19 protein-coding genes and 3 pseudogenes are annotated in these 26,617 nt (G+C 65.1%); 7 read left to right on the forward strand and 15 right to left on the reverse strand.

Annotated features, from left to right (window positions below; all coding sequences use genetic code 11):
* The first annotated feature begins 153 nt into the window (after positions 1–153).
* From PPL01S_RS14630 to PPL01S_RS14640, 3 genes are all read left to right on the forward strand, one after another.
* Positions 154–3,549, forward strand: coding sequence for an Ig-like domain-containing protein (locus PPL01S_RS14630; protein WP_028625908.1), 3,396 nt, complete (start codon positions 154–156; stop codon positions 3,547–3,549).
* Between the two features lie 130 nt (positions 3,550–3,679).
* Positions 3,680–4,675, forward strand: a complete 996-nt coding sequence (locus PPL01S_RS14635) for an SCO family protein (protein WP_028625909.1) — start codon at positions 3,680–3,682, stop codon at positions 4,673–4,675.
* 81 nt (positions 4,676–4,756) lie between these two features.
* On the forward strand, positions 4,757–7,162 hold the full coding sequence (locus PPL01S_RS14640) for a diguanylate cyclase domain-containing protein (RefSeq protein WP_156042672.1): 2,406 nt from the start codon (positions 4,757–4,759) through the stop codon (positions 7,160–7,162).
* On the opposite strand, the gene PPL01S_RS25710 is transcribed toward PPL01S_RS14640, so the two are convergent.
* Both PPL01S_RS25710 and PPL01S_RS25715 read right to left on the reverse strand, forming a co-directional pair.
* Positions 7,152–8,261 (reverse strand): SMP-30/gluconolactonase/LRE family protein, encoded by a 1,110-nt coding sequence (locus PPL01S_RS25710; protein WP_248694083.1) that lies wholly within the window; start codon positions 8,259–8,261, stop codon positions 7,152–7,154. The two genes, PPL01S_RS14640 and PPL01S_RS25710, sit on opposite strands and share 11 nt — an antisense overlap.
* Positions 8,262–8,273: 12 nt before the next feature.
* Positions 8,274–8,876, reverse strand: a pseudogene (locus PPL01S_RS25715) (SDR family NAD(P)-dependent oxidoreductase); the annotation flags it as partial.
* Positions 8,877–9,065: 189 nt separating this feature from the next.
* Between PPL01S_RS25715 and PPL01S_RS14650 the strand changes: the two are divergent.
* Complete coding sequence (locus tag PPL01S_RS14650; protein ID WP_016391744.1) at positions 9,066–10,037, forward strand: LysR substrate-binding domain-containing protein; 972 nt, start codon at positions 9,066–9,068, stop codon at positions 10,035–10,037.
* On the opposite strand, the gene asnB is transcribed toward PPL01S_RS14650, so the two are convergent.
* The 9 genes and pseudogenes from asnB to PPL01S_RS14695 form a co-directional block, all read right to left on the reverse strand.
* A complete protein-coding gene (asnB, locus tag PPL01S_RS14655; protein WP_028625911.1) occupies positions 10,026–11,861 on the reverse strand; it encodes an asparagine synthase (glutamine-hydrolyzing) in 1,836 nt (611 codons plus the stop codon). The two genes, PPL01S_RS14650 and asnB, sit on opposite strands and share 12 nt — an antisense overlap.
* 10 nt (positions 11,862–11,871) lie before the next feature.
* On the reverse strand, positions 11,872–13,257 hold the full coding sequence (locus tag PPL01S_RS14660; protein ID WP_016391746.1) for an amidase: 1,386 nt from the start codon (positions 13,255–13,257) through the stop codon (positions 11,872–11,874).
* Positions 13,244–14,239, reverse strand: a complete 996-nt coding sequence (locus PPL01S_RS14665) for an AMP-binding protein (RefSeq protein ID WP_016391747.1) — start codon at positions 14,237–14,239, stop codon at positions 13,244–13,246. The genes PPL01S_RS14660 and PPL01S_RS14665 overlap by 14 nt, the downstream gene beginning before the upstream one ends.
* Entirely contained in the window at positions 14,236–14,520 is a 285-nt protein-coding gene (locus PPL01S_RS14670; protein WP_016391748.1) for an acyl carrier protein, read from the reverse strand. The genes PPL01S_RS14665 and PPL01S_RS14670 overlap by 4 nt, the downstream gene beginning before the upstream one ends.
* Complete coding sequence (locus PPL01S_RS14675) at positions 14,517–14,921, reverse strand: hypothetical protein (RefSeq protein ID WP_016391749.1); 405 nt, start codon at positions 14,919–14,921, stop codon at positions 14,517–14,519. The genes PPL01S_RS14670 and PPL01S_RS14675 overlap by 4 nt, the downstream gene beginning before the upstream one ends.
* Positions 14,922–14,930: 9 nt before the next feature.
* Positions 14,931–16,646, reverse strand: a complete 1,716-nt coding sequence (locus tag PPL01S_RS14680) for a prenyltransferase/squalene oxidase repeat-containing protein (RefSeq protein ID WP_016391750.1) — start codon at positions 16,644–16,646, stop codon at positions 14,931–14,933.
* Positions 16,643–17,959 (reverse strand): AMP-binding protein, encoded by a 1,317-nt coding sequence (locus PPL01S_RS14685; protein ID WP_016391751.1) that lies wholly within the window; start codon positions 17,957–17,959, stop codon positions 16,643–16,645. Before PPL01S_RS14685 ends, PPL01S_RS14680 begins: the two co-directional genes overlap by 4 nt.
* A gap of 242 nt (positions 17,960–18,201) precedes the next feature.
* Positions 18,202–19,338: a glycerate kinase gene (locus tag PPL01S_RS14690; protein ID WP_016391752.1), complete on the reverse strand. Its 1,137-nt coding sequence runs from the start codon at positions 19,336–19,338 to the stop codon at positions 18,202–18,204.
* A gap of 111 nt (positions 19,339–19,449) precedes the next feature.
* Positions 19,450–20,058, reverse strand: a pseudogene (locus PPL01S_RS14695) (PucR family transcriptional regulator); the annotation flags it as partial.
* Here PPL01S_RS14695 and PPL01S_RS14700 point away from each other — a divergent pair.
* From PPL01S_RS14700 to PPL01S_RS14710, 3 genes and pseudogenes are all read left to right on the forward strand, one after another.
* A pseudogene (locus tag PPL01S_RS14700) lies at positions 20,059–20,894 on the forward strand (MFS transporter); the annotation flags it as partial. It abuts the pseudogene before it with no gap.
* A 149-nt stretch (positions 20,895–21,043) separates the two neighbouring features.
* Positions 21,044–22,564 (forward strand): FAD-dependent oxidoreductase, encoded by a 1,521-nt coding sequence (locus tag PPL01S_RS14705; RefSeq protein ID WP_016391065.1) that lies wholly within the window; start codon positions 21,044–21,046, stop codon positions 22,562–22,564.
* 79 nt (positions 22,565–22,643) lie between these two features.
* Positions 22,644–23,654 carry an aldo/keto reductase gene (locus tag PPL01S_RS14710; RefSeq protein ID WP_016391066.1) on the forward strand — a complete coding sequence of 337 codons (1,011 nt, stop codon included), beginning with the start codon at positions 22,644–22,646 and terminating at the stop codon, positions 23,652–23,654.
* Positions 23,655–24,023: 369 nt separating this feature from the next.
* Here the strand turns inward: PPL01S_RS14710 and PPL01S_RS14715 are convergent, their stop codons facing one another.
* The 4 genes from PPL01S_RS14715 to PPL01S_RS14730 all read right to left on the reverse strand — a co-directional run bounded on the left by PPL01S_RS14715 (position 24,024) and on the right by PPL01S_RS14730 (position 26,597).
* On the reverse strand, positions 24,024–24,236 hold the full coding sequence (locus tag PPL01S_RS14715; RefSeq protein WP_028625912.1) for a cold-shock protein: 213 nt from the start codon (positions 24,234–24,236) through the stop codon (positions 24,024–24,026).
* Positions 24,237–24,430: 194 nt separating this feature from the next.
* Entirely contained in the window at positions 24,431–24,643 is a 213-nt protein-coding gene (locus PPL01S_RS14720; protein ID WP_016392649.1) for a cold-shock protein, read from the reverse strand.
* 190 nt (positions 24,644–24,833) lie between these two features.
* A complete protein-coding gene (locus PPL01S_RS14725; RefSeq protein ID WP_028625913.1) occupies positions 24,834–25,508 on the reverse strand; it encodes a TraX family protein in 675 nt (224 codons plus the stop codon).
* Between the two features lie 3 nt (positions 25,509–25,511).
* Positions 25,512–26,597 carry a metal-dependent hydrolase gene (locus PPL01S_RS14730; RefSeq protein ID WP_016392647.1) on the reverse strand — a complete coding sequence of 362 codons (1,086 nt, stop codon included), beginning with the start codon at positions 26,595–26,597 and terminating at the stop codon, positions 25,512–25,514.
* Between the last annotated feature and the right edge of the window lie 20 nt (positions 26,598–26,617).

The following is a 26,617-nucleotide window of genomic DNA, read 5'->3' on the forward strand; positions in this document are numbered from 1 at the left end:
AGTGTTTTGCGCGCTTTACATTCCCCCTGGTTTTGTATGTCAAACCATTACGAAGTTATGTGTTGGCACAGCCATTGCTCTGCCCCTAAAAACGGGCAAAAAGCCATTGATGGCCCCAGGCCATTTCTAGCTAAGAGCGAGGCATAGGCAAAAATGAAAACACCTGCCGTAATCCACCCCACCCGCCACGCCTTCAAACTGACTGCGGTGACCGCCATGATGGTCGGCCTCGGTCTCATCTGCGCGAGGGCCTCCTCGCTGGATGACGTGAGCCAGCCACCGCCAACGGACCCCTCGCACTACGACGACCAACCGGCCGACCCCAACCCGGCCCTGCTCGAACTCTTCAACGAGCCGGAAGCGAACGAAGGTTCGCTGGAACTCAAGGACGGGGTCTTCGGTGACCGTTCGACCAACCGCGTCGACAACGTACTGCCACCGTTGCTGCAGACCTCGCGCAACTACCCCACCAATGGCAAGCCAAGCCCGTTGTTCGGTGCGCAGCCGTTCACCCAGCAACTGCTGCTGTTCGAAGAGTTCGGCCCGGAGAAACTCGACCCCAGCCTGCCACCGCCCAGCCTGACCTTCCCGGTCCCGACGGTGGGCCCCGCCCCCGCGCAAGACCCGGACGTGGTCGCGCGCAGCAGCCCGAACGGCAACGCCCTGGAAGCCTTCCTCAAGCAACCGGGCCTGTACCCGTTCCCGACTCAGTTCGCCAACGTGCTCGACCGCAACCCCTGGAAAGCGCAGATCGAGATGTTCCTCAACCGCAACTCGGTGGGCTCGCCCGCCGAAGGCCGGCCACCAGGAAAAGGCTGGTCGCACCAGCGCTGGAACGAGTTCTACCCCCAGGCTGCGTTCAAGACCGCACAGGCCGGTGCGCGGATCAACCAGGGGCTGCGTGACCGCAAGCAGTTGCACAACTACGCCGTCGGCGAGTTCGGGCCAGGTGGCCTTTACTACCAGACCTCGGATATTCCGACCACCATCGGTACCACCAAGGGCATCGACACGCGCTTCCACCCGAATTTCCCGTTGCAGAACCACAAGTCGCTGTGGACCTTCGACGGCACCTTCCCACCGAAGCTGCTGATGGTGCGCTATGGCCAGCCGATCCTCATGCGCCACTACAACGCGCTGCCGATCGACCCTGCGGCAAACGCAGGCTTCGGCCTGCACACCATCTCCACCCACGAGCACAACGGCCACTCCCCGGCCGAAAGCGATGGCTTCGCCAACGCCTACTTCTTCCCCGGCCAGTACTACGACTACCGCTGGCCGGTGCAGCTGGCCGGCTATGACACCATCAACACCCGTGCCGAGGACCCTCGCGCAGCGTTCCCCTGCTCGCCAGGGGAAACCTTGTACGTCAACGACGCGTCACCTGGCCTGAAGACCTGTCAGAACGGCAGCATCAAGATTCGTGGCGACTGGCGCGAAACCATGAGCACCCATTGGTTCCACGACCACATGATGGATTTCACCGCGCAGAACGTCTACAAGGGCAACGCCGTGATGATGAACTACTACAGCGCCCTGGACCGAGGCAACGAGGCGCTGCAGGACGGTGTCAACCTGCGCTTGCCCAGCGGCAGCGCGATGCCGTGGGGTAACCGCGACTACGACGTCAACCTGGTGATCGCCGACAAGGCCTGGGATCAGAACGGCCAGCTGTGGTTCAACCCGTTCAACACCGATGGCTTCCTGGGCGACCAGATCCTGGTCAACTGGCAGTACCAGCCCAAGCTCAAGGTCCGTGCGCGCAGCTACCGCTTCCGTATCCTCAACGGTTCGGTGTCGCGCTACTTCAAGTTTGCCGTGGTGCGTGAAATCGCGGGCAACAGCGGCGAATTCAAAGGGCCTTCGGGCTCCAACCTGTCCTATGCACGCGTGCCGTTCCACATGATCGGCAACGACGGCAACATCATGGAACACGCCGTGCCGTTCGACGGCACCCTGGACCTCAACGGCGACGGCGACCGCCAGGACAACAACGGCATCCTGCCGCTGCAGGGCATCGCCGAACGCTATGACATCATCATCAACTTCGCCAAGAACGGCATCAAGCCGGGTGACAAGCTGTACTTCGTCAACCTGGAAGAGCACGACACCGGCAAAGGGCCGGCCGGTGCGATTTCGCTGGCCGATGTGCTCTCGGAGAAATACAAGGCAGAGATCAAGCAGACCAGCAAGGGCCCCGAATGGGACAAAGGCGACCCGGTGGTCGGCAAGTTCCTGCAACTGCTGGTGCAGCCTTACACCGGCCAGGACCTGAGCATGGACCCGACCGCCTACGAGCCGGCCAAGCCGGGCAAGGCCGAAGGCCTGAAGATGATCCCGCTGACCTTGGACCGCACGGCGGCAACCGATCAGGCCAAGATCAAGGCAGCCCGCCACCGCGAGTTCATCTTCGGCCGCTCCGACGGCACCGACACCGCGCCCTGGACCATCAAGACCGACGGCGGCTTCGGCTACAGCATGGACCCACGGCGGATCACCGCCGCTGCGCAACTGTCGAGCGAAGCGACCGATGGCGGCTTCAGCGGTGACGGCACCCTGGAAGTGTGGAAGATCAAGAACGGCGGCAATGGCTGGAGCCACCCGGTGCATGTGCACTTCGAGGAAGGCGTGGTCCTCAGCCGCGACGGCAAGGCGCCACCGGAATGGGAAAAATGGGCGCGCAAGGACGTCTACCGCATCGGCCCGGATGCCGACTCTTCCGAAGAGGTGGAAATGGCCATTCGCTTCCGCGAGTTCGCCGGGACCTACATGGAACACTGCCACAACACCCAGCATGAGGACTCTTCGATGCTGCTGCGCTGGGACATCGAGCACCCCGGCCAGTTCCAGGTCATGCCAACGCCACTGCCTGGCTGGGATGGCGTGCAATACGCGCCATCGGTGGGCCTGCCCACCTTCCGCAATGCCAGCAGCGGCGGCGGCGACGGCGACGACGACACCAACAAGCCACCGGTGGCAGTCAACGACACGGCCGCGACCATGGCCGGCAAGCCGATCGCGATCTCCGTACTGGCCAACGACACCGACCCTGACCGCAACCTGCCGCTGACTGTCAGTGGCCTGTCCCAGCCGGATTCGGGCCAGGGCACGGTCAGCACCGACGGCACGCTGGTGACCTTCACCCCGCCAGGCACGGTGGCCACGCCGTACACCGCCAGCTTCACCTACTCGGCGCGTGATGCCAAAGGGGCTGAATCGCTGGTACCGGCCACGGTGAGCGTGGCGGTCAGCCCGGCGGTAGTGGCGGACGAGATCCAGGTCAGCAGCGCGACGGTGCAAGTGCGCAGCAACAACCGCTACACCTGGGAACTGGCGGGTACCACGTCGGTGGCCGCTGGCAATAGCATCACGGTCACTGCCAACACCAGCAGCGGGCCGCTGAGCCTGGGCACGGCGACACTCACTGCGTCTACCGGTGGTGCGCGCTGGCGGTTGTCGACCACCACCACCGGCAATGCGCCGGCCACCACGGTGACCGTGAAGTCGGCGCTGGGCCAGAGTGTGACTGCTCCGATCAGCGTGAAATAAAGGCAGGGCCGCTTAGCGGCCCAGCGCCGGCAAGCCGGCTCCCACATGGATAGCAGTGGTACCCCTGTGGGAGCCGGCTTGCCGGCGATGAGGCCGACCAAACCCTACAAGCCCCAATGAGGACTGCATCATGACCGGCTCATGGCGTGTTCTGCTCGCACTCTCCCTGTTCGCCGCCGGCGTCCACTACTGGCCCCACATGCCTGGCCTGCAGGCCCAGCCGCAGGTTCAAGTCGAGGCCGCAACGCCCTGGGGTGCCAACTACTTCCCCAACACCCCACTACTGACCCAGGACGGCGAGAAAGTGCATTTCTTCGACGACCTGATCAAGGACAAGGTCGTCGCCATCAACTTCATCTTCACCGGCTGTTCCGACTCCTGCCCGGTGGAAACCGCGCGCCTGCGCCAGGTGCAGAAGATTCTCGGCGACCGGGTGGGCAAGGACATCTTCCTCTACTCCATCAGCATCGACCCCTACAACGACACCCCCGCCACCCTCAAGCGCTATGCCGAAAAGTTCGGTATCGGCCCCGGCTGGACCCTGCTCACGGGCGAGCCCGATGACATCGAACAACTGCGCCGGCGCCTGGGCCTGTACATCGATGGCCTGGAAAACGGCCGCTCGAAAGACCACAACCTGAGCCTGATCATCGGCAACCAGGCCACCGGCCGCTGGATGAAAGCCTCGCCCTTCGAGAGCCCTTACATCCTCGCCGACCGCCTGGGCAACAGCCTGCACAACTGGAAGCAGGCCACCGCAACCGCCAACGACTACGCCAGCGCGCCGGAAATTCGCCCGCCCAGCAGTGGCGAACAGATCTTCCGCACCCGCTGCTCGTCCTGCCATACCGTCGGCAACATCGAACCAGGTCAACCCGGCATCGGCCCCGATCTGCTGGGCGTGGTCGCCCAGCGTGATCCGCGCTGGCTGTCCCGCTGGCTCAAGGAACCGGACCAGATGCTGGCAGAAAAGGACCCCCTGGCCACCCTGCTCTACGACCAGTACAACCGCTTGGCCATGCCCAACATGCGCCTGGGCGATGCCGAGGTCACCGCGCTGATCAGTTACCTGGCAGAGGAAACCACACGGCTGCAGGCGCCCTTGGCAGATCGGGGTACGCCTTGAAGGCAATTCGCCACCAGTCATGAGCCTGTCATCTGGCTGTCGTATTTTTTCGGCCACTACCCAGGGTCGGGAATACCAGCAGTGATACGCCGTTCGCTCTCCTCCACCGGCCTCTTGCGCCTGTTGATCCTGATGCTCTGCGCGGCCACCCTGACCTTTCTCTGGGGGCTGCACTTCAGCCAGAAGGCTGCTGCGCGCCAGGACGCGCTATCGGCCAAGGCAGCCGAACACCTCAACCTGGCAAGCCTGGTTGCCGAAAGCCTGCGCCAGTTGGTCGACCGTGCCCAGGCGGTGGGCCGTGTGACCCAGGACGACATGAAGGGACTGCGCCAGGACAACCTCAGCCTGGCCCGCCTGCTCGCCGAAGACCCCGTGTTCAAGCGCATGAGCCTGTATGACCGCCAGGGGCGGCTGCTCTCGGCGAGCCACAACGACGAAACCACCGAGCTGCCGGCAGACTGGTTGCAGCAACTGAGCCTGCACGTTGCCCACTATGGCTTCAAACCGTTCCTGCCGCGCATCGTGCCAGACAGCGACCCCGCTGCCATGCCGAACTGGCGCCTGCCCTTCCTGTTGCCCTTGACCGACCTGCCAGGTCGCGAGATCGACCATATCCTCGTGGTGCAGCTGGACATCGGTTATCTGGCCGTGCTGTTCCAGCACATCGACCTGGGCAGCAGCGGGCTGATGCGCCTACTGCAGGATGACGGCGAGGAGCGTCTGCGCATCGACAGCAGTGGCGTGGTGGTGGCCGGCGACAGCTTCGAACCCGACCTGCAAAGCCTCGGCCAGGCATCGGGGCAGCTTACCCAGTATGCCGCTGGCAGCCCCTACCAGAGCCTCTACCGCCGTATTGCCGATCGCGGTTTCAGCGTGGTCGTCAGCCAACGTTTCGACGAGATCCTGGTCCCGTCCGCACTGGCCTACACACGCCAGTTCTGGTTGAACCTGAGCATGACCCTGATGATCCTCGCCAGCCTGGCCTGGACCTTGCGCCTGCTGCGCAAGCGCCAGGAGGCCTTCAGTGCCCTGGAACACGCGCAACAGGTCAACCAGCAACTGATCGGGCGCCTGGAAGACGAACACCGGCGCAGCAGTCACGCCGCCGCCACCGACCACCTCAGTGGCCTGCACAACCGCCGCCAGTTCGTCGAAGTCGCCGGACACGCCCTGACCCGGCAGCGGGGCAAGCGCCAGTTGATGGCGATCCTGTTCATCGACATGGACCGTTTCAAGTCGATCAACGACTCGCTCGGGCACAAGGTCGGCGACCTGCTGCTGCAAGCCGTGGCAGGGCGCATCCAGCGCCTGCTGGAACCCGGAGACGAAGCCTCGCGCTTTGGCGGCGACGAGTTCGTCGTGCTGCTGGCGGGCGAGCGCAGCGAGGAACAGATCAATGCCTGGGTGCGCGATCTGGTGCAGAAACTCTCGGCCACCTATGCCCTCGATGGCCAGGAGGTCAACACCAGCCCCAGTGTCGGCGTCAGTATCTGCCCCCGCGACGGACAGGAGATCGACAGCCTGATCCGCTTCGCCGACGCCGCCATGTACTCCGCCAAGCAGGCCGGGCGTGCCCAGTACCGCTTCTTCGACCCTTCGCTGAACCTCTCCGATATCCAGGCTTTCACCCTGGAGCAGGCCTTTGGCAGTGCCTTGACCGCTCGCCAGTTCGTACTCCACTACCAGCCGCAGATCCGCCTCGACACCCAGCGGGTACTGGGCTATGAAGCGTTGGTGCGATGGGACCACCCCGAATTCGGGTTGCTCTACCCCGACCGCTTCATCGACCAGGTACTGCGTGGCATCCGCACCCTGCACCCGACCCCACCAAGACAGGCCGCCCCCTTGCTGCTGCAACACCTGCAGACCGCCGTGGAGCGCTTCGAGGAAGAGGCCCGCCAGGCGCGCGAATGCCACGACCTGCCCGCCCTGCGCCGCGCCCGCCGCGACACGGCCTTGCTGTTGCTGGGCTTCTGGCGAGGCTTTCGCGGTGACGAACTGGCGCGCTTGCGCATCGAGCATATCCAGGCCGAAGCTGGTGTCGGCATCACCCTGTTCCTGCCGCGCAGCAAGGGCGACCGCGAAGCACTGGGCGTTCAACACCGTACACCGGCGCTCAAGGCGCTGTGCCCGGTCACCGCCTACCTGCAATGGATCGAAGTCGCCGGCATCGCCCAGGGCCCGGTGTTCCGCAAGCTCGACCGCTGGGGCAACCTCGGCGACACCGCGCTCAACAGTAACAGCCTGGTCGGCCTGCTGCGGCGCATGCTCGAACGCGCCGGGGTGCCTGCTGCACTTTACACCGGCCACTCCCTGCGCCGCGGCTTCGCCACCTGGGCCACTGCCAACGGCTGGGAGTTGAAATCGCTGATGAGCTACGTGGGTTGGAAAGACGCCAAATCCGCGCTGCGCTACATCGACTCGGCACAGCGCTTTGGTGAGCTGGCCGTGCTACCGGCCAGCCAGGACCAACGCCTCATTCCTTGAACGGAAAACGGGTGATTCCCGCCACTTCCGGGCGAATGGCGTAGAGGTCGCCGGCATCCGGATAGTGGCGCAGTTGCGCAGGTGACATGCCGACGCGCGCGGTGGTGATGTACAGCGTATCCATGGCCACCCCACCGAAGCAGCAACTGGTCGGGCGTGGCACCGGCAGCACCACCTGGTCGGTCAGGTGCCCGTGGCGGTCATAACGCAGCAGGCAGCTGCCATTGAACTGGCAGACCCACAGCCCGCCTTCGCAGTCCAACGCGATGCCATCGGGGCGGCCCAGTTCTGCAGGCGTCTCGGCGAACAGCTCGACGTGCTCCAGGCGGCCCTCTTCCAGGTACTCGGCGCTGTAGATCGAACGGCTCGCCGAATCGACGAAGAACAGCGTCTTGCCGTCCTGCGACCAGGCCATACCATTTGGCAACGCCAAGCCGTCGTGGATCACCTCGTCATTGAGCTCGCCATCGAAACGGAACAACGCGCCTGTCTTGCCGCTGGGCGCTTCGTCCATCAGACCGGTGACGAAGCGCCCCTGCGGGTCGCAGGCACCGTCGTTGAAACGGTAGCCGGAACGGTGGTGCACCGATGCGGAATACTGCCGTACCCTGCCCGACGCGACGTCGAGAATGGCCACGCTGGCGTCTTCGGTGAAGATCAGGTTGCCCTCATCGGTCAATGCCAGTGCACCGATCCGCGCAGCGGACTCGTACAGCACCTCCACCTCGCCATCGGGCAGCAGCCGATGAATTCGCCCACCGGTGATGTCGACGAAGTACAGGACGCCGTTGCGGGCATCCCAGACCGGGCTTTCGCCGAGGTCGGCGCGGGTGTTGGCGACCTTGAACGGCAGGTAGTGGCATTCCTTGATGCGGCTCCAGCGCTCGGCGACTTCGGCCAGGCTGGAGGCCTCGACCCGTGCCAGGTCGCGTGGGTAGCTGACGCCGCTGTTCTCGCTGAAGCGGGTGGCGGTGAACTGGCCATTGCTGGCGCGCAGGATGTAACCGGTGTCGCGGCACAACGCACTGGCCAGGTAGAGCACGCCCGGCGTGACCCATCCGGGCTTGAGTTCTTCAGGCGGCAGCGTCACGCCCCACATGCGTGTCTTGGCCACCGGCGAGATCGCGTTGACCAGGATACCGTTCGCCAGCCCCTCCATGCTCAGGGCATTCATGATGCCGACCTGGGCCATCTTGCCCGCCGAATAGGCCACCAGCCCAGGCTGCGAATAGCGCTGGTACATGGCCCGGTCGGAGGTCGTCAGGACGATGCGCGGGGCCGCCGAGGCCTTCAGGTGCTTCCAGGCATGCTTGGCGAGCCAAACCGGCGCGTGCACGCTGATGCCCAGGGCGCGATCGAGGAATGCCTGTTCCTGGGTTTCGATGCCTTGGTAGTCGACCCAGCCGGCGTTGTGGATGAGGATGTCCAGCGCGCCGAAATGTTCGATGGCCAGCTCGACCAGTTGCCGGCACGCGTCTTCGTTTTCCAGCTGGCCCACATGGGCAACCACGTCAAAGCCCTTGTCCTTCAGGGTTTGCAGGGCAACGCTGACCGCCGCCGGGTCCTGCCCTTCGCCCGACCGATCGGTACCCAGGTCGCTGATGACCACGCGGGCGCCACGCGCGGCCAGGGCCGCCGCATAGTCCAGCCCCAGGCCCTGGGCTGCGCCGGTGACGATGGCCACTTTGTTCTTGAACGGGTCTGTACTTGGCATCGTGAAGCTCTTCGAATTCTCCTTTTTACGATAACAACAAAAAAATCAATGACTTAATATTAAAAGCATGCAACTTTGATATCTGCCAGATATCACCAGAGCCGTCGTCGCTATATCATGGCCGTGTTTCACGGCCGCGCGTCGGAGAGCGCTTTTCTGGCCCCGCTCGACTCGATGAAGGAACATGGAATGATCGAGACACGTTTGCTCAGGCAGTTCATCGCCGTGGCCGAGGAACTGCACTTTCACAAGGCAGCCATTCGGCTGCACATGGCGCAGCCACCCCTGAGCCAGGCGATCAACCGACTCGAAGAGAAGCTCGGCTTCAGCCTGTTTCTGCGCAACAAGCGCGGGGTCAAGCTCACCGCAGCAGGCGCGGCGTTCCTGGAAACCGCCTACCGCACGCTCAAGGAACTGGAACAAGGCATCGAGTACGCACGCAACGTCTCTGAAGGCATCTGCGGCAAGCTGACCATCACCGCCATTTCCATCGCCTACTACGAGTCGCTGCTCACGACCCTTAAGCGCTTTCGCGAAATCTACCCGAATGTGCGCCTGACCATCCGCGAGATGCCGTCGGCCTCCCAGGCCAAGGCCTTGATGGCCGGCGAGGCGGACATCGGTTTCATGCGCAAGCTGCCCATGCCGCCCGACACCATCGAATCGCGCCTGCTGCTCAACGAGCAGATCGTCATGGCCCTGCCCACCAGCCACCCCAAGGCGCAGCATGCGCTGGTCGACCTGCGCGAATTCGCCGAAGAAGACTTCGTGTTCACCCCGCAGGCACTGGGCAGCGGCTACCACAGCCAACTGATAGCCCTGTGCGAGTCGGCAGGCTTCTACCCCCGGATCGTCCAGGAGGCGGCGCAGATCCACACCCTCATCGGCCTGGTGGCCTGCGGCTTCGGTGTTGCCCTGGTGCCGGAGTCGATCGCCTACTCCACGTTGCGTGACCGCGTGCACTTGCGCCCGATTCGCCCGATCAAGGACCAGCCCACGCCGACCATGGGCCTGTACATGAACTGGAACCTGCAGAACGCTTCCCCGGCCCTGGGCAGCTTCATCTCCATGCTCGACCTGGGTGCGCCACGGCGCTTTATCGACACCATCCAGAACCCGGTGATCCTGGATGGCGTCGAGCTGCCCGAGTTACACCGCTAAGCGGTACTCGCGCAACCAGGCGGCCAATGCCAGCGCCGTTTCCAGGTTGTTGCGCCGCAACTGCGAATTGAAGTGCCCTGCGGCCTGCTGCAGCTCAGCCGCCAGGCGAGCCCGGTCGATGAACTCGAACACCGGGTTGCCTGGCTCGCCCAACAATTGCCCGACCCGCCCACGCAAGAACTGCTCGTACGCCTGGTTCGCCGAGGTCGGATACGGGCTCTTGCGCCGCTTGAGCACCGCTGGTGGCAGCAGGTCGGCACAGGCGTGCTTGAGCAGCCACTTCTCCTCCCCGTCCTTGCCCTTGATCGCCCACGGTACGTTGTACACATACTCGACCAGTTCATGGTCGGTGAACGGCACCCGCACTTCGAGGCTGGCGGCCATGCTCAGGCGGTCCTTGCGCGCGAGCAGGATCGGCAACCAACGCTGCAGGTGCATGTGGCACAGCGCGCGCATGCGCCGCTCCTGCGGGCTGTCGCCCGGCAGATGCTCGACGCTGTCCAGCGCCTGGTGGTAGCAGCTGTCCTGGTATTGGACGAAGTCGCAGTGGCGGTTGAGGTCAGGCGCAACCAGCGCCGGCTGCAGCAACTGCATGCGCGACAGCCACGGGAAACGCGGCGCCCCCAGTGCCTGGGGATCGCGGAACCAGGCGTAACCGCCGAACACTTCGTCCGCCGCCTCGCCCGAGAGGGCGACCGTGGAATGCACCCGGATGGCCTTGAACAGCAAGTACAGCGAGGTGTCGACGTCGCCGAACGTGGCGGGCGAGTCGTTGGCGCAGTACACCGCCCGACGTGCGGCATCGCCCACCAGCTCGCTGTTGTCGATCAGGATGGTCTGGTGCCGACTGCCGATATGCGCGGCCGCGGCCAAGGCATAGGGCTGGTCGCGCTCGGGGCGAAATGCATCGCTCTGGAACTGCTCGGCCTGGCCGACGAAGTCCACCGAGAACGAGCTGACCTTGCCGCTCTGCGCCGCGCCCAGGCGCTGCTGCGCCATGGCGGTCAGGGCAGTGGAATCCAGCCCGCCGGAGAGCAGCGAGCACAACGGTACATCGGCATGCAGCTGCTCGCCCAGGGCCCTGTCCAGCAGCTCGCGGGTACGCGCCACGGTAGTGGCCAGGGTATCTGCGTGCTCACGCCGCTGCAGGTGCCAGTAGCGGCTGATCTTCGCCCGGCCATTGGGGCGCCAGGACAATCGATGCCCCGGCGGCAGCTCGTCGATGCCGCGCAGGGCCGTGCGCACGCTGCCACGCGACAGGCTCAGGGCATCCACCAGGCCCACCCTGTCCAGCGCGCGGGTGAAATCCGGGTGGGCCAGGATCGCCTTGATTTCCGAACCGAACAGCAGACCTTGCTGGTGCCAGGCAACGTACAGCGGCTTGACCCCGAGTCGATCACGCACCAGCAGCAAGTGGCCGTCACGCCCGTCGAACACGGCGAAGGCGAACATGCCGGTCAACTGCTCGCAGCACTGCTCACCCCATTCCAGGTACGCGTGCAGCACCACTTCGGTGTCGCTGCGGGTATGGAACACGTGGCCCTTGCTGCGCAAGCGCTCGCGCAGTGGGTCGTGGTTGTAGACCTCGCCGGTGTAGACCAGGGCGATCTCCTCGCCGCTGGCACAGCGGTAGGTCATCGGCTGCACGCCGCCGTCGAGGTCGATGATCGCCAAGCGCCGATGCCCCAGCAGGGCATGGCGGTGTCGCCAGCTGCCGCTGGCGTCCGGCCCGCGCAGGGCCAGCGTATCGGTCATGGCGTCAAGCACCTGGCCGGCCTGGGTCAGGTCGCGGGTGTAGTCCACCCAGCCTGTGATTCCACACATGCTGCGCTCCTCAAACCTGAAGTCGACGGCTTGGCAGCAGGCCGGTCACGGCCTGCAGGCGCTTGGCGATGTCCAGCAACTGCCGTTCGCTGTCGCGCCGCCCCATGATCTGCACGGCCAGCGGCGCCTTGCCGTCATGACTCAGGCAGATCGGCACGGTGATCGCCGGCAGGCCGCTGAAGCTGGCAAGCGGGGTGAAGCTGAGCTTTTGCGCGTAGCCTTCATCGGCCGGTGATGGGATGGTCGAGTCACCGGGTTGCGGGTCGCGCCGATCGAACGGCCGGTTGGGGTCCATCGGGAACACCACGAAGTCCACCTGGGCAGCGTCGAACCACGCATCGATTGCGCCGCGAATGCCGTCCATGCGCTGCTGAATACGCTGGTAGTCACGATCAGCGACGCCCTCGCCCACCTTGAGCGCGCTGAGCGTGGACCAGTGCAGTTCGCAATCGAATCGACGCATCCAGGCCGCCGAGGCCAACCAGGCATCGCGCGCGCACAACTGCCAGGCGTCGCCCCGGCAGGCCCACAACTCAGGCATGGCGACTTCACCGGGCGCCATGCCCAGCTCGGCCAGCGCGTTGCCTGCCTGGCCGAGCATGTCGAGCATCGCCGGGCTGGTCAGCGAAGGGTCCAGGGCGTGTTCGAGCAGGGCAACCCGGTAAGTGTCCTTGAGTGGCTGTTGCTGGCCAAGCAGCGGCTCAAGGCCCAGCAACGGGAACAGCAGGTCGAGGTCATCGGCGCTGCGGGTCACCCACCCCAGGGCATCCATGCGCGGCGACAGCGGGAATACCCCACCCAGGCTCGCCGCCTTCTGCGTCATGCGCAGGCCGACCATGCCGCAGTGCGACGCTGGCCAGCGCACCGAGCCCAGCACATCGGTGCCCAGCGAGATGTCGCACAGGCCGGCGGCCACCGACACTGCGGAGCCTGTACTGGAGCCCGAGGGGTCGATGGTCGGGAAATGCGGGTTGTGACACCCTGCGCCAAAGGCGATGTTCAGTTCGGTGGTGGCGACCTTGCAGGTCAACGCGACCCGCGGATCAAGGAAGGTCAACGCCTCGGCACTGCGCTGCGGGTAGTGCCGGTAGCTGCGCAGGCCCAGGCGGGTCGGCAGGCCTGCGACATCCACCGTGTCCTTGACCCCCAGCCGGTACCAGGGCGCCTCCACTGCACGGCTACTCGTCAGGCAACGATAGTGGCTGTCGGCGTGCACGGACCATTGGTCATGTTGTGCTGCCCATTCGGCTGCAAGGCCGGGCGTGCGCTGCAGCAGCGCGTGACGTTTGCGCAGGCTCAGCCCGAGGTACGCCGGCTGTTCGCGGCCCATGTCGTTGGCCGGGCCGCAGCTGGCCAGGTAGTGGGCGATGGTGGCTTGGGTATCAGCGTGGGTCATCGGTGTATTCCTTGACAGAGAGTGAGGCCGCCCACGGCTGAGGTTTGCCGGTGGCGGATAAAGGCAGGCGGTCGACGCGGCGTATCGCGACCGGGCGCGGATGACCGGGCGGCCATTGCGCGAAGGCGTCCAGCACCGCCGTTTCGCTGAGCGAGGCGCTGCTGAACAGCACCTCGAAGGCTTCGCCGCGCAAGCCATCGCGCACGGCCACGCATGTCAGCGTCGGGCAATCGAGGAGCCGGCCGAGTTCGCAGGCCAGGCGCGCCAGGTCCAGGCGCAGGCCGTTGACCTTGATCAGGCTGCTGGCCCTGCCCAGCCACTGGAAGCGGCGCGCGTCCAGGGCCAGCACCTGGTCATCGCAGCGGTGCGTGGCCTGCGCGGCCACTTGGCCGTGCTCCCGTGCAATACGTGGACTGGCGATTTCGAGTGCGCAGGCTTGCCCTGGCTCACTGAGCAAGCGCACATCGTCCAGCAGCGTCCAGGGCTGTTCGGCGCTGCTGCGGGCGTCCAGCTCGCGAAAGGCGATGGCGCCGGCTTCCGTGGAGCCGAGCAGCTCGAGGAAGCGAACGTTCGGCCCCGCATGACGCTGCACCGTGGCCAATGCCCCGGGTGGCAAAAGTGAAGCGCTGTGCACCACCAGCACCGCACGCTGAGGGACCAGGCGGGACAGCAACGCCGGCAACAGTCGCCAGGTGCTGGCGATGGCAAGGATCACGCAAGGCCCTTCGCCGTCCAGCGCCGGCAGCCGCTGCTGCTCCAGCGAGCAGCTTTGCAGATGCGCACCCAGCACCCGCGCACCGACTTCGCCCAGGATCATGCCGTAGCTGTGGCTGACTGGCGCGAACGCGAAGATCTCCCGCGCATCCGGGGCCCAGCGGCCCAGAATCAGCGCTGCTTCGCGCTCCATCTGCGCAAGGCTGCGCAGCCATTGGCGCGGCGCCCCCGTCGAGCCGGAGGTGGTGAACAGATGCTCGCCGTTCACGGAGCACCTCGCAGGGTCAGTTGGTCTTCCTGTTTCTGCTCGACGAACCGCGCCATCTTTTCCAGGGTTTCGAACCAGAAGCGCACGTCATCGCTGAGGTAGTCCACCTCGATGTCGAAGGCCCCCTCGATGGCGGTGATCACTTCGACGGCCATGAGGCTGTCGAAGCGTTCGCCGAGAAAGTCACGGAAGCTGTCGGCCGGCCCGATGGCGTCGATCTGTTCGCCGAGCAGTTGGCCGAGGGCCTGGCGGATACGCTGTGCAATGCTGAGGTCGTTCACGAGCCGGTGTTTCCTTGTTGGGCAGCGTTGGTCAATTGCGCCCCGGCGCTGAAGTACACGTGCGCGGGCAGAATCGGATCGAAATGCAGGTAGATGAAGGCATTCGGGTAATACGTGCGCAGGCAGCCGTGCAAGCCTTCGGCAAGCGCCTGGTGAGCCAGCCGGTCACGCGTCGCCGACAGGGTGATGCGCACATGGAACTGCGCCGGTGCACCCTGGCGGTCGACGATGGGCATCGGCATGCCGGCGCTGAAGACGCAGCCTTCGGGCAAAGGGTTGAAGAACACCATGCAGTGGGCGGTATCAGCGCCCAGCTGCTTGAGCTGGCGGGTAAAGGCCAGGGCCAGGTGCTTGCGCGCCAGCGGTTGCAGGGGCGCGCAGGAAACACTGAGGGTCGGCATGGCGGCTCCTTACGAAAGCTGCAGGCTGGGCAGATGTTGACGCTGGCCTGCGGCGTAGGCTTCGAGCAGGCGGCCCAGGCAGCTGGACAGGGGGTCGACGCCTTGCAGGAACAGCGGTGACCAGGCGTGGCCAGCGGCGCTGCGTACCTTGTCGAGGAAGAACTGCAGGTGCGGCAGATCGACCGGCAGGCCGAGGTCGGCGGCCAGGGCAATGGCCTGATAAGTGCTGAGCAGGTCGGGAATCCGCTGCCCCTGGTTGGCGAAACCGCCTTGGCGGACCTTGTGCGCCGCGAGCAATTGGCTAGCGCGCTGCGTCACATCGTGGCCGATGCAGGCAAGGCAACCCAACGCCTGCACGCCCGCGCGCAGCGTCGTTTCGCCACGCGGGAACGAGGCATGGCCTTCGCCCTGCTGGCAGCTTGCGATGTAATGCTCGATGGCAACCAGGTTCACGGCACAATCGCCGCCAAGTTGCCGCACGATCGACACTGCCGACGCGGTGGACACCATGTCAGAACCGCGCCCTTCCCAGAAGCCGAAGCCTCCATCCGGGTTCTGCAGCGTCGCCAGCCACTGGCCGATCGCCTTGCGAGGCCCAGGCTGGCCGGCGAATGTACCTGCTGCCAGGGCCCAGTTGGTGCAACGGACCTCGGCGCCGCGACCCGGCATGTACATCACGCCCGGTTCGTTGGGCATCTGGCAGCCTTCGATCCAGCGCAGCGCCGCCTCGTCCTGCGCTGGCGTCAATCCGCCTCCGAGCACGGCCGCCGCCGTGGTCAGTACATCCGCAGCCGTGTCGGCCTGGCGATAGGTGAAGCCCCCTTGGGGCATGGCCAAGGTGGCAATGAACGCCGCCACCTCGTCGGCCAGGTGCGCAACTGGCTCACCCAGGGCCTTGAGCGAGCCCACTGCGCAGAATGCGGCCCAGACGTCTTCCCCGTCGTAGCCGGACCAACGCACGAAGGCACCGCTCGCTCCACGCAAGCCATCGATCCAGGCGCTGCACTGCTGGCGGCCCAACGGCTGCGCCTGCAAGGCCTCCAGGCTGGCGGTGGCGCGATAGGTCGCCCAGAGGCACGGCATGTCAGCGGCCTCACTGAAGCGGAAGCCGCCACAGTCCATCTGCTGCGCCTGCAGCCAGCCGATCAGGCCAGGCAGGTTCCAGCGTGGCGCGGGCAGCCCCTGGCGTTCGAGGGCCCGCGCCGCCATCACACCGTAGAAGCAGGCACGGGTATCGGCCAGGTTGCGCCGGGCGAAATCGGCGGACCAGCTCAGGCCGCCACTGGCGCATTGCAGGCCTTCCAGCCAGGCATACAAAGGTGCGCTGTCCTTCACCTGGCCCTGGCACACCTCGATCAGGGTGCGCAGCGCATAGTGGCTGGCCCACACATCGGCCGTCTGGCCAGGGCACATGGCGTAGGCATCGCCATCGAACAGCGTATGGAGCCAGGCTGCCGTCTCGTCGGCCCGTTCGAACGCAACCCCCAGGTCCTTGAGCGTTTCGGTGCAGTAGAAGGTTGCCCAGGCATCGGACGGCATGCCCTTGCTCCAGGCAAAACCGCCATCACGGTTGCGCCGGGACAGGATGTAGCCGCGCAGCGCCGGGGCGTCGACCTGCCCCAGTCGCCCGACCCAGGCAAGGCTGCGTATTGCTGCGTAGGTGCACCACAGATCCGGCTGGCCATTGCCCAGGCCCTGCCCTGCGGGGAAGCGCGGCGCGGTCACGGCTGGCCACCGACAAAACGCAGGTTGGTCTTTTTCCAGCTCTTTTGCGAGGCCCCGCTCTTGTTCAGTGCCGAGAGGTTGTTGACGAACATTACACGGCTCCAGCGCAGGCCAATGTGCTGTTCGGCGCGCTCGATCAGTTGCGCTTGCAGGTACACTTCCTGGCTGCTGTCCCAGGTCACGTCACGTTCGAGAATCAACGCGGCGCTGTCGCTTTGCCGGTCTACCTCGATGATGTAGCCGGTGGCATCGCAGGTGCCATAGACCACCTCCTCGACCGCACGGATCTCAAGGCCCACGCCGCCCACCACGATGCTATCGCTGTCGCGGCCATTGATCAGCAGCGTCGGGCTGAGCCTGCCGGGCTCCCAGGGCCCGGTGATGGTCACGCTGTCACCGGTGTCCAGGCGCAGCAGCGGGCGCGCATAGAGATTCAGCGGTGTGACCACCAGGCGCCCGGTCAGGCCTTGTGCCGGGGTGACCAGCCGGCCATCGGGCAACTGCAGTTCGAAATGGTTGGTCGCGGTGGCCAGGCGCAGCTGCTGGTCGTCACCCACCGCTGCCAGGGTGCCGGTTTCGGTGCTGCCGTAGCTGGCGTCGAACACCTCGCACTGCCACCAGCGGGCCAGGCGCTCACGAAATGGCTGGGTATTGACCTCGCCGAGCAGCATGATCGAGCGCACCGACTGGGCGAAGGTCTGCAACAGCTCGCGTTGTTTCAGGTAGCGGGTCAGCTGCACCAACACACCGGGGGCGATGAACATCACGCTGGGCCGGTAGGTCGCGAAAGTGCTGCACACCCGCTCCCAGTCGGTGATACCGGTGGTGAACGGGTACAGCCGCACGTGCGACACATCGAGGTATTCGCAGACATTGGCGATCAGGTCCCCCACCGGGACCACGTCGGACGGCATCAGGCTGGCCACCCGTGCGCCCGGCTGCAGCACCGAGCGCCAGTGGCTGGCGACGCTGACCGCGTTCCAGATGATGTCTGCCTTGAGCCGCGGCGTGGGCGTCGGCTCGCCGGTGGTGCCGGTGGTGGCGTAGTACTTGGCCGCCTCGCCCAGTTGCACCGTGCAGAAGCTCAGTGGCTGTGCCTTGAGCAGCGCCTTGGGGGTTGGCGGCAATTGCCGGAACGCGGTGAAACTGTAATCGCCGATAGCGGCGTAATGGGCGCTCTGCCGTGCTCGCGCCCAGACGGCCTGCAACTTGCGTTGGTAAAACCCGGCGTCCGGAACATGGCCCGCGTGCAATTGAAGTTCGCGTTGCGCGGCCTCCAGTACGCCGTAATCCTGGTCGGAGTGAACTAGCATCGACTCGCCCTCTGCGAAAAAGAGGCGCTGAGAATTGGCGAGCCGAGGGGCCAAGTAAAATACTAATTAGCGAGGGGCGGTGATAGTTCGAACGTATCAATCGGCTGTTTCGACAGGGTGGCCGGCAGAATTTCCAGACCGATTCCGTCAGTATTCATTGCGCAACGCCGCTGTTTCCCGGCGAATATCAGACAAAGATATTCTTTGTATTTTTCAAGCCCTGTGCGTGGCGTGCACCATTATCACCGGCTGGCAATGCGCCAGAGACGGGCGATGTCGCTGGCCCGCGCTTGCAGCAGGCTCGGCGCATCGGCGCATGCCTGCTCCAGGCTCATCGGGCCGCTGGCCAGGGCGAAGGCGGCGTCGATACCGTGGGCGTAAAGCTGCTGGTAGCCCTCACCCAACGTCCCTGCCAGCACCACCACCGGCACGCCATGGCGCTTGGCAACCCGTGCTACGCCCATGGGCGTCTTGCCGCGCAAGGTCTGGGCATCGAAGCGGCCTTCGCCGGTAATCACCAGGTCCGCGCCTTGCACCAGGGCATCGAGCCCGGCCAGTTCGGCGACCACCTCGACACCCGGGCGGAATCGCGCCCCCATGAAGGCCTTGGCCGCAAAGCCCATGCCACCTGCGGCGCCGCAACCGGGAAATGCGCGCACATCCTCACCCAGCAATTGCGCGCAGTGGTCGGCAAAATGGCCCAGCGCTTGGTCCAGCGCCTGCACCTGCTCGGGGTTTGCGCCCTTTTGCGGGCCAAAGATCGCCGAGGCGCCGTTGGGCCCACACAGGGGGTTGTCGACATCGGCCGCCACTTCCACCTGCACCTCGGCCAAGCGAGGGTCCAGGTCGCTGGCATCGATACGCGCCAGGTTGGCCAGGGCCAGACCGCCTTCTTCCAGGGGTTGCCCGTCGGCATCCAGCAAGCGCAGGCCCAAGGCTCGCAGCATGCCGCTGCCACCATCGTTGGTAGCACTGCCGCCTATCGCCAGCACGATGCGCCGGGCCCCGGCAGCCAGCGCAGCCGCCATCAGCTCACCGGTGCCCCAGGTGCTGCTGCGGCAGGCATCGCGCTGCCCGCTGGGCACCAGCTGGATGCCGCTGGCCTGGGCCATCTCGATGATCGCCGTGCGGCTGTCCGCCAGCCAGCCCCAGCCAGCTTCTACGCTCTGCCCCAACGGCCCGCGCACGGTCTGACGGCGCAGTTCGCCGTGGCTGGCCGCAAGAATCGCTTCCATGGTGCCTTCACCGCCATCGGCCATGGGGCATTCGACCAGTTCGGCACCCGGCAACGCTTCGGCCAGCCCCGTGGCAATGGCGCGGGCGACACCGGCAGCGTCGAGGCTGTCCTTGAACGAGTCGGGGGCGATGACGATTTTCATGGAGCTTCTCCTGAGCAGATAGCGGCATGCTGACAGCTAGCTGATGCGACGGCCTCGGTCGGATGCACAAAATGCCCCTCGGGTTGATTGGGCAAATGCCATTGAGCGCGCTCAATCGGCTGGCAGCAACTGCAACCCAAGGTACAGGCTCAACATCCCTTCCAGCCTCAGCGGGTCGACTTCGCTCAGCTCGGCAATGCGCTCCAGACGGTAGCGCAGGCTGTTGCGGTGGATGCCCAAGGCGTCCGCACAGGACTGGCTCTGGCCATCGTGCGCGCACCAGGCGCGCAGCGTCGCAAGCAACTGCCCGCTGGCGTCCTTGGCGCGGACGCGCTGCAGCGGTTCCAGCAACTCGTCCAGCGCATCTTCGTTGCGGTGGCGCCAGAGCAGCGCTGGCAGGCGGTAGCGGGCGAGGCTCAACAACTGCTGGCCGGGCAGCACTTCGCGGCCATAGGCAAGCAGATCGCGCAACCGCCGGTAACCGCGGCGCAGCTGTTCCAGGCTTTGTGCCGGATTACCCAATGCCAGACGCTCGACTTCCCAGCCGCCTCGCAGCAGGCGTTCGACCAGGCGCTCTTCGTCGAGCACGGGCCCGGCCGGCCGACACCACAGCAGCGAATCCCGGGCCGGGCTGACGCACCAGCTGTCCGGGTAGCGGTTCATCAACCAGGCCGCCAAGGTTTCGCTGGGCGGCCCGGCACGCAGTTCGAACAGGCACGGGGCGGGCCGTTCTCCGGCTGGATCCTGCAGCACTTCGCCGCCGGCCAGCATGGCCTGGCCGGCTGGCAGTGGATGTTCCTGATCCAGGGCCTGCCGACCGTGGCGCTGGGCGTCCTGGCCATCGGCCTGCTCAGCGACGGCTACCAGAAAGCTGCCTGGCTGAGCCCTGCCGAACGTCAGTTGATCGCTACCGACCTGGCGGCCGACGCCGCGAGCAAACCCAACACCACCGGCGACAGCGTGCTCGGAGTGCTGACCAACCCACTGATCTGGACCTTTGGCTTCGTCTACTTCTGCATTCAGAGCGGTGTCTACGCGATCAACTTCTGGCTGCCGTCGATCATCAAGAACATGGGCTTCGACAACCCGCTGCTGATCGGCTGGCTGAGTGCCATTCCGTACCTGCTGGCCGGTGTCTTCATGATCCTCTGCGGCCGCTCGGCGGACCTGCGCAACGAACGCCGCTGGCATCTCGTGGTACCGATGCTGATGGGCGCGCTCGGCCTGCTGATCGCCGTCAACTTCGCCGGCAACCCGACCATCGCCATCCTCGGCCTGTCGATCGCCACCATGGGCGCCCTCACCGGCCTGCCGATGTTCTGGCCGATGCCGACCGCGCTGCTCAGTGCCAGCGCGCCGTGGCGGGCCTGGCGATCATCAACTCGGTGGGCCAGATGGCAGGATTCCTCAGCCCTTACCTGGTCGGCTTCATCAAGGACCAGACCGGTTCGACCGATGCCGCGCTGTATTCGCTGGCCGCCTTGATCGTGCTGGGTAGCCTGGTGGCCCTGCGGGTTACCCGCGCCGGTGCGATGCAGGCTGTTCGGGGCAATTGAACCTCGGCATGCCGGCTCCCACCCAGGCCTGTGGTTTACCTGTGGGAGCCGGCTTGCCGGCGATAAGCCCTCCGCCGATCGTCAGATCAACGCATCCCTTCCAGAGCGCGGGCGTCCAATGGTTCCAAAGCCCCCTTTGGAGACTCCCCATGACCCAGCACGCCGTGGCCCGCCTCGACCAGCTCGACCCCAAGCGCCCCTTGCGCGTCCAGGCTGGCAGCGAAGAACTGATCCTGATCCGCCAGGGCGACCAGGTGCATGCCTACCAGGCCAACTGCCCGCATGCCGGCGCCCCGCTGGAAGAAGGTGTGCTCTGCAACGGCCTGTTGGTGTGCCCTTGGCACAAGGCCGCCTTTGCCGTCGACGAAGGCGCCGTGTGCGAGCCGCCAGCGCTCGTCGACCTGCGCCGTTACAAGGCGTGGGTCAAGGAGGGCCAGGTCTGGGTCGACGATCAACCCCTGGCACGCGCCGACGCACCCCGCCACAGCGATGCCCGCTGCTTCGTCGTGGTCGGTGCCGGTGCCGCAGGTTCCGCGGCGGTGGCCACGTTGTTGGCCAACGGCTTCGCCGGCAAGCTGGTCTGGATCGACCAGGAGCGGCAACCTGCCTACGACCGCACTGCCTTGAGCAAATTCGTGATTGCCGGGCAGATGCTCGCAGACGAAGTGCCCGCACTGCTAGAAGCCGAGCAGCTGCGCCAGGGCCATCTTGAGCGGCGCGTCGGCAAGGTGCGCACGCTGGATGCGGGCAAGCGCCAGATCACCCTCGCTGACGGCCAGCGCATCGACTATGACGCTGCACTGCTGGCTACCGGGGGCAAGCCGCAACGCCCCGACATTCCCGGTGCCGACCTGGCAGGTGTGATGACGCTGCGCTCGCGCGAAGACGCGGCGCGCCTGCTCGATGCTGCCGAGCCCGGCCAGCCGGTAGTGATCGTCGGCGATGGTTTCATTGGCCTGGAGGCCGCCTCGGCCCTGCGCAAGTATGGCGCCCAGGTGCATGTGGTGACGCGCCACGCGGTGCCTCTGGCCAAACAGCTGGGCGAGCGTATCGGCCGTTGCATCCGCGAACTGCATGAACGCAAGGGCGTGGTATTCCATGGCCCTACCGAAATCGTGCGCTTCGCCGGCGAGGGGCAGGTCGACGCCGTGCTGCTGGCCAATGGCGAAACGCTGCCTGCTGCTCTGGTGCTGCTGGGCACTGGGGTCAAGCCCGCGACCGCCTTCGTCCAGGGCGTGCCGCTGCACAGCGATGGCGCCTTGCAGGTGGACGCCGAGTTGCGCGCCGCCGACGGTTTGTGGGCCGCCGGCGATATCGCGCGCTTTCCCCTCGCCGGCCAGCCGGTGCGCATCGAGCACTGGCGCCTGGCACAACAGCACGGGGTGATCGCCGCGGCCAACATGCTTGGACAGCAGCGCCGCTACGACGACGTACCCTTCTTCTGGACCTACCAGCACGGGCGCACGTATGAAGTGCTCGGGCATGCGCAGCACTGGGACCAGATAACGTTCGTCGGCGAACCGGAGCACGGCGACTTCATTGCCTTGCAGTGCATCGGCGAGCAGGTCGAGGCGATCATCGCCAAGGGCTACTCGGATGCCATGGCGCTGTTGTCGCAACGGATGAAGCGGCCATTGAGCCGGGAGCAGGCGCTCGAGCTGATCGGGTGATCGACTGAAGCGCCCTTTCAAAGGGCGGCCCTTGTGTGTAAAACAGTCGTTTCCCCCTCAGTGCACAGGATGCCCCAGCATGATCTATCGCCCTCTCGGCCGCAGTGGCCTGCAAGTCTCCGCGCTCACGCTGGGCAGCATGATGTTCGGCGAGCAGACCAGCACCGAGGACGCCTGGCACATCATCGACAAGGCCTGGGACCAGGGCATCAACTTCATCGACACCGCCGACGTGTACAACGCCGGCCGCGCCGAGGAGATCGTCGGTGAAGCGGTGGCCCGCCATCGCCAGGACTGGATCGTCGCCTCCAAGGTCGGCATGGGTCCGACCGATGGCCTGCCCAACCGCAGCGGGCTGTCGCGCAAGCACATCTTCAATGGCATCGATGCCACGCTGACGCGCATGGACCTGGACTACCTGGACATCTACTACCTGCACCGCGAGGACCACAAGGTGCCGCTGGAGGAGACCGTGCGCGCCATCGGTGACCTCTTGCAGCAAGGCAAGATCCGCTACTGGGGCGTGTCCAACTTCCGTGGCTGGCGCATCGCCGAGATCTGCAACGTCGCCGAACGCCTGGGCGTGGCCAAGCCGGTGGTGAGCCAACCGTTGTACAACATCGTCAACCGCCAGGCCGAGCCCGAGCAACTGACCGCCGCGGCTTGCCACGGCCTGGGTGTGGTGCCGTTCAGCCCGCTGGCCCGGGGTGTGCTCAGCGGCAAATATGCGCCGGGCGCGGAGCCCGAAGCCGGCAGCCGCGCTGCGCGTCAGGACAAACGCATCATGGAAGTGGAGTGGCGGCAGGAGTCGCTGGCTATCGCCCGGCAGATCCAGGCTTATGTGCAGGCCAAGGGTGTGGGCATGGTCGAGTTCGCCATCGCCTGGGTGCTCAACAGCCAGCTGGTCAGCTCGGCCATCGTCGGGCCGCGTACCGAGGCCCAGTGGGATACTTATGCCGGGGCACTTGAGGCGAAGATCACGGCCGAGGATGAAGCCTTCATCGACTCGCTGGTGACGCCGGGGCATGCCTCGACGCCGGGGTTCAACGATGTGGCGCATTTTGTCAGTGGGCGGTTGGCTCGTAGCTGACCGGTTGACTGAACTGGCCTCATCGCCGGCAAGCCGGCTCCCACAGGATCACCCTTGGCTTCGAGCCTGGGAACACCTGTGAGAGCCGGCTTGCTAATTCAAGGGCGGCTCGTCTTCAAGACGATGTTGACGGCGTACCAGAGGCCATCCTGCCCTTGCACCAGCTCATAGCTGACACGCAGACCTTCTCGGATGACGGGCGTACCGTCACCTACCGCACCCTCCAAGAAAACCAGCTACCCTGCCTCTGGCGCCACAAAATCAGGATCGATCAGTGCAAGCGAAGGTGGGGCGGGTAGCCGCACTCGTCTGGACATGAATAGCCTCCCGTAATGTGTGCGTATTCACGCAGCAGTGATAATCAGGCACTCACTCCTCTACGATCACTTCGTCGGCCTGCATGCCCCTCTGCCCCTGAATGGCAATGAATGTAACCTTCTGCCCTTCTTTAAGTGATTTGAAACCAGCTCCTTGAATGGCTCTGAAATGCACAAAGAGGTCCGGCCCAGACTCTGGCGTAATAAAACCAATACCCTTTTCATCGTTGAACCACTTCACCGTCCCGCATTGTCTCGCTGACATGATCTTCACCCTTGATAGTTGCAGCACGCCCGTGTGGTTTGCGACAAACCCACTTGTGGGCTGTCAGTGCTGATCATGTAGTATTCCGATTCAAATGGTTACTGGCAGTTTTATCAGGTCCAAGCGCAGTAACTGGCTGACTTTGAGCAAAGAAAAAGGGGCCGCAAGGTGCCCCTTTTAATCAACGCCCCAGTTTACGCAGTGCGTACTTGGGCGGCCTGCATACCCTTTTGCCCCTTTTCAGCAACAAAAGTGACCTTCTGGCCTTCTTTCAGGGACTTGAAACCATCCGACTCGATGGCCTTGAAATGAACGAACAGATCATCCCCCCCACCGTCGGGGGTAATGAAGCCAAAGCCTTTTTCATCGTTGAACCATTTGACGGTTCCGTTCTGTCTGTCGGCCATGCGCTGAATCCTCGTTTTCTAGCTGGCTGTTGCCTTGGGTGGACTCTCATCGTAAGACAAGTCCTGGCTCCTCCAGAATCGGCCATTCACACAAATGTTGCCACTGGGATTTTCAACAGTGCCGCTAATTCGCTCTTGCACCGGCCTCCATACCCAGTGAACTCGGTACGCCACGACCTGGCACTAGGTTTCACAGCAGTATTTTGATCACCAGCAAATGCACAGGGTAAAACAGGTAGCCCCAGCGCCGCACGGCAGGGACAGGCCAGTGATCATGGCGCAGCAGCAGGCAGCCGATAGGTATGGCCAGTATCGCGGCAGCCATCGTCAGCAACGTGATGGGCGTCAGCAGGTGGCCGAGCAGCCAGCTGTTGGTCAAGTTGCCGGCCACTGCCAGCAGGCAGGGTAAAAGCCAGGTGAGCCCACCGAGACGGCGTGCCATCAGCCAGCCTGCCGGCAGTAGCACCCCCGGCAGGCCGTACATCAATTGCTGGCTGTACAGCGCCCCCAGCAGCACGGCACCCAGACCGGCCAACCGGGCCCGGGCCAAACCATGCTGTACGCCCCGGGCCACCAGCAGGCCCAGGGCCAGCGTCGGTATCACGCTGAAGGTTTGCGTGTCGGTGTCCAGCCAGCGATAAGGCCCTTCGGACAATACGGCGAAGGCGAACATCCAACCGAGATAACGCACCTGGATGCCCCGCGCGCGCGCCACGTTCTCGGCAATGGCCAGGCAGAACAAGGGAAACGCCAGCCGCCCGACGATGAACAGGCCGTCGGCCGCCGGCCAAAGGAAACGCAGGTGGTCGGCGACCATGCACAGGATCGCCACCCACTTGACCAGGTCCAAGCCCGCCGAGCGCATGCGTCAGCGCCCGGACTCGGCGGTCTGGCCCATGTAGCGGGTGGTCCAGGTCGCCAGGGGCAATGGCGGTTGCTGATCGATGATGCGTCGCCAGATCAGCACCAGGTCGTGGCTGTCGAACATGGGGCCCACCCCTGCCCCCACCCAGCGGCTCGGGGTAACGGCAACCCAATGCCCCTCTCTGTCGCGGTGGGCCATGTTGAAGCGGAAGGTGTAGTTGCCGGGGAGGCCCATGCGCAGGTCGGTGACCACCAGCGCATCGCCGATCTGGTCATAGCGCAACCAGTTGTCGGTGAACCAGCGCAGGCGCTGGAGCAAGGGGGCGCCACGGATTTCATCGGCGGCTTCCAGGTTCAACGGCAGGCGCTGCATTTCAGGTGGCCCCCGGTCGAACCCGCTGCTGACCCCTTCGTAGTAATAGCCATCCGGCGTCTTGGCCAGCACCCGCCATACCAGGCTGTTGAACGCTAGCGGTACGGCTCGCACATCGCTTACGGCAACCCCCTGCTGATCGAGGGCCGCCTGGAAGCGCTGTTCGGCGGCCATGCGCCCGGCCAGGCCGAAGCCCAGGTAGGCAGTGCTGAACAGCAATGCCAGGCCCATGAATCGCAGTGCTCTGCCGTTCACCCCTCTGCATGCCGTGTAGAGCACGGCGGCCAGCAGCGGTACGGTGTAGAGGGGATCGATGATGAACACCGCCGCCCAACTGAGCGGCGTGGACTGCAGCGGCCAGAACAACTGGGTGCCGTAGACCGTGAACGCGTCCAGGATCGGGTGGGTGACGAGCACCAGCCAGAAGGCCAGGAACAGGCGCGCTAGCGTGTAGCCCTTGCCGGGCCAGCGGGTTCGACCGAGCCAGGCGACCAGCAGGGCCAATAGCAGGGCCAGGCCGGTCAGCACGAAGATGGAGTGGGAAAAACCTCGGTGATAGGTCATCTGCGACACCGGGTCGGCATAACGGATGACCACGTCAAGGTCTGGCACGGTGCCCAGGGCGGCGCCGTAGATCAGCGAACGACGGCCCTGGATGCGGCCGAGCACCGTGCCTTGGAGAGCGGCGCCTAGAACGGCTTGGGTGATCGAGTCCAAAGGAAGGCTTCCTGGATTGG

This window comes from Pseudomonas plecoglossicida NBRC 103162 = DSM 15088, from assembly GCF_000730665.1.
GTDB classification, from domain to species: domain Bacteria; phylum Pseudomonadota; class Gammaproteobacteria; order Pseudomonadales; family Pseudomonadaceae; genus Aquipseudomonas; species Aquipseudomonas plecoglossicida.

Coding starts and splice junctions, on each gene's coding strand:
- PPL01S_RS14630 (WP_028625908.1), top strand. CDS start 154: ATGAAAACACCTGCCGTAATCCACCCCACCCGCCACGCCTTCAAACTG.
- PPL01S_RS14635 (WP_028625909.1), top strand. CDS start 3,680: ATGACCGGCTCATGGCGTGTTCTGCTCGCACTCTCCCTGTTCGCCGCC.
- PPL01S_RS25710 (WP_248694083.1), bottom strand. CDS start 8,261: ATGTGGGGCGTGACGCTGCCGCCTGAAGAACTCAAGCCCGGATGGGTC.
- PPL01S_RS14650 (WP_016391744.1), top strand. CDS start 9,066: ATGATCGAGACACGTTTGCTCAGGCAGTTCATCGCCGTGGCCGAGGAA.
- asnB (WP_028625911.1), bottom strand. CDS start 11,861: ATGTGTGGAATCACAGGCTGGGTGGACTACACCCGCGACCTGACCCAG.
- PPL01S_RS14660 (WP_016391746.1), bottom strand. CDS start 13,257: ATGACCCACGCTGATACCCAAGCCACCATCGCCCACTACCTGGCCAGC.
- PPL01S_RS14675 (WP_016391749.1), bottom strand. CDS start 14,921: ATGCCGACCCTCAGTGTTTCCTGCGCGCCCCTGCAACCGCTGGCGCGC.
- PPL01S_RS14685 (WP_016391751.1), bottom strand. CDS start 17,959: ATGCTAGTTCACTCCGACCAGGATTACGGCGTACTGGAGGCCGCGCAA.
- PPL01S_RS14690 (WP_016391752.1), bottom strand. CDS start 19,338: ATGAAAATCGTCATCGCCCCCGACTCGTTCAAGGACAGCCTCGACGCT.
- PPL01S_RS14705 (WP_016391065.1), top strand. CDS start 21,044: ATGACCCAGCACGCCGTGGCCCGCCTCGACCAGCTCGACCCCAAGCGC.
- PPL01S_RS14710 (WP_016391066.1), top strand. CDS start 22,644: ATGATCTATCGCCCTCTCGGCCGCAGTGGCCTGCAAGTCTCCGCGCTC.
- PPL01S_RS14715 (WP_028625912.1), bottom strand. CDS start 24,236: ATGTCAGCGAGACAATGCGGGACGGTGAAGTGGTTCAACGATGAAAAG.
- PPL01S_RS14720 (WP_016392649.1), bottom strand. CDS start 24,643: ATGGCCGACAGACAGAACGGAACCGTCAAATGGTTCAACGATGAAAAA.
- PPL01S_RS14725 (WP_028625913.1), bottom strand. CDS start 25,508: ATGCGCTCGGCGGGCTTGGACCTGGTCAAGTGGGTGGCGATCCTGTGC.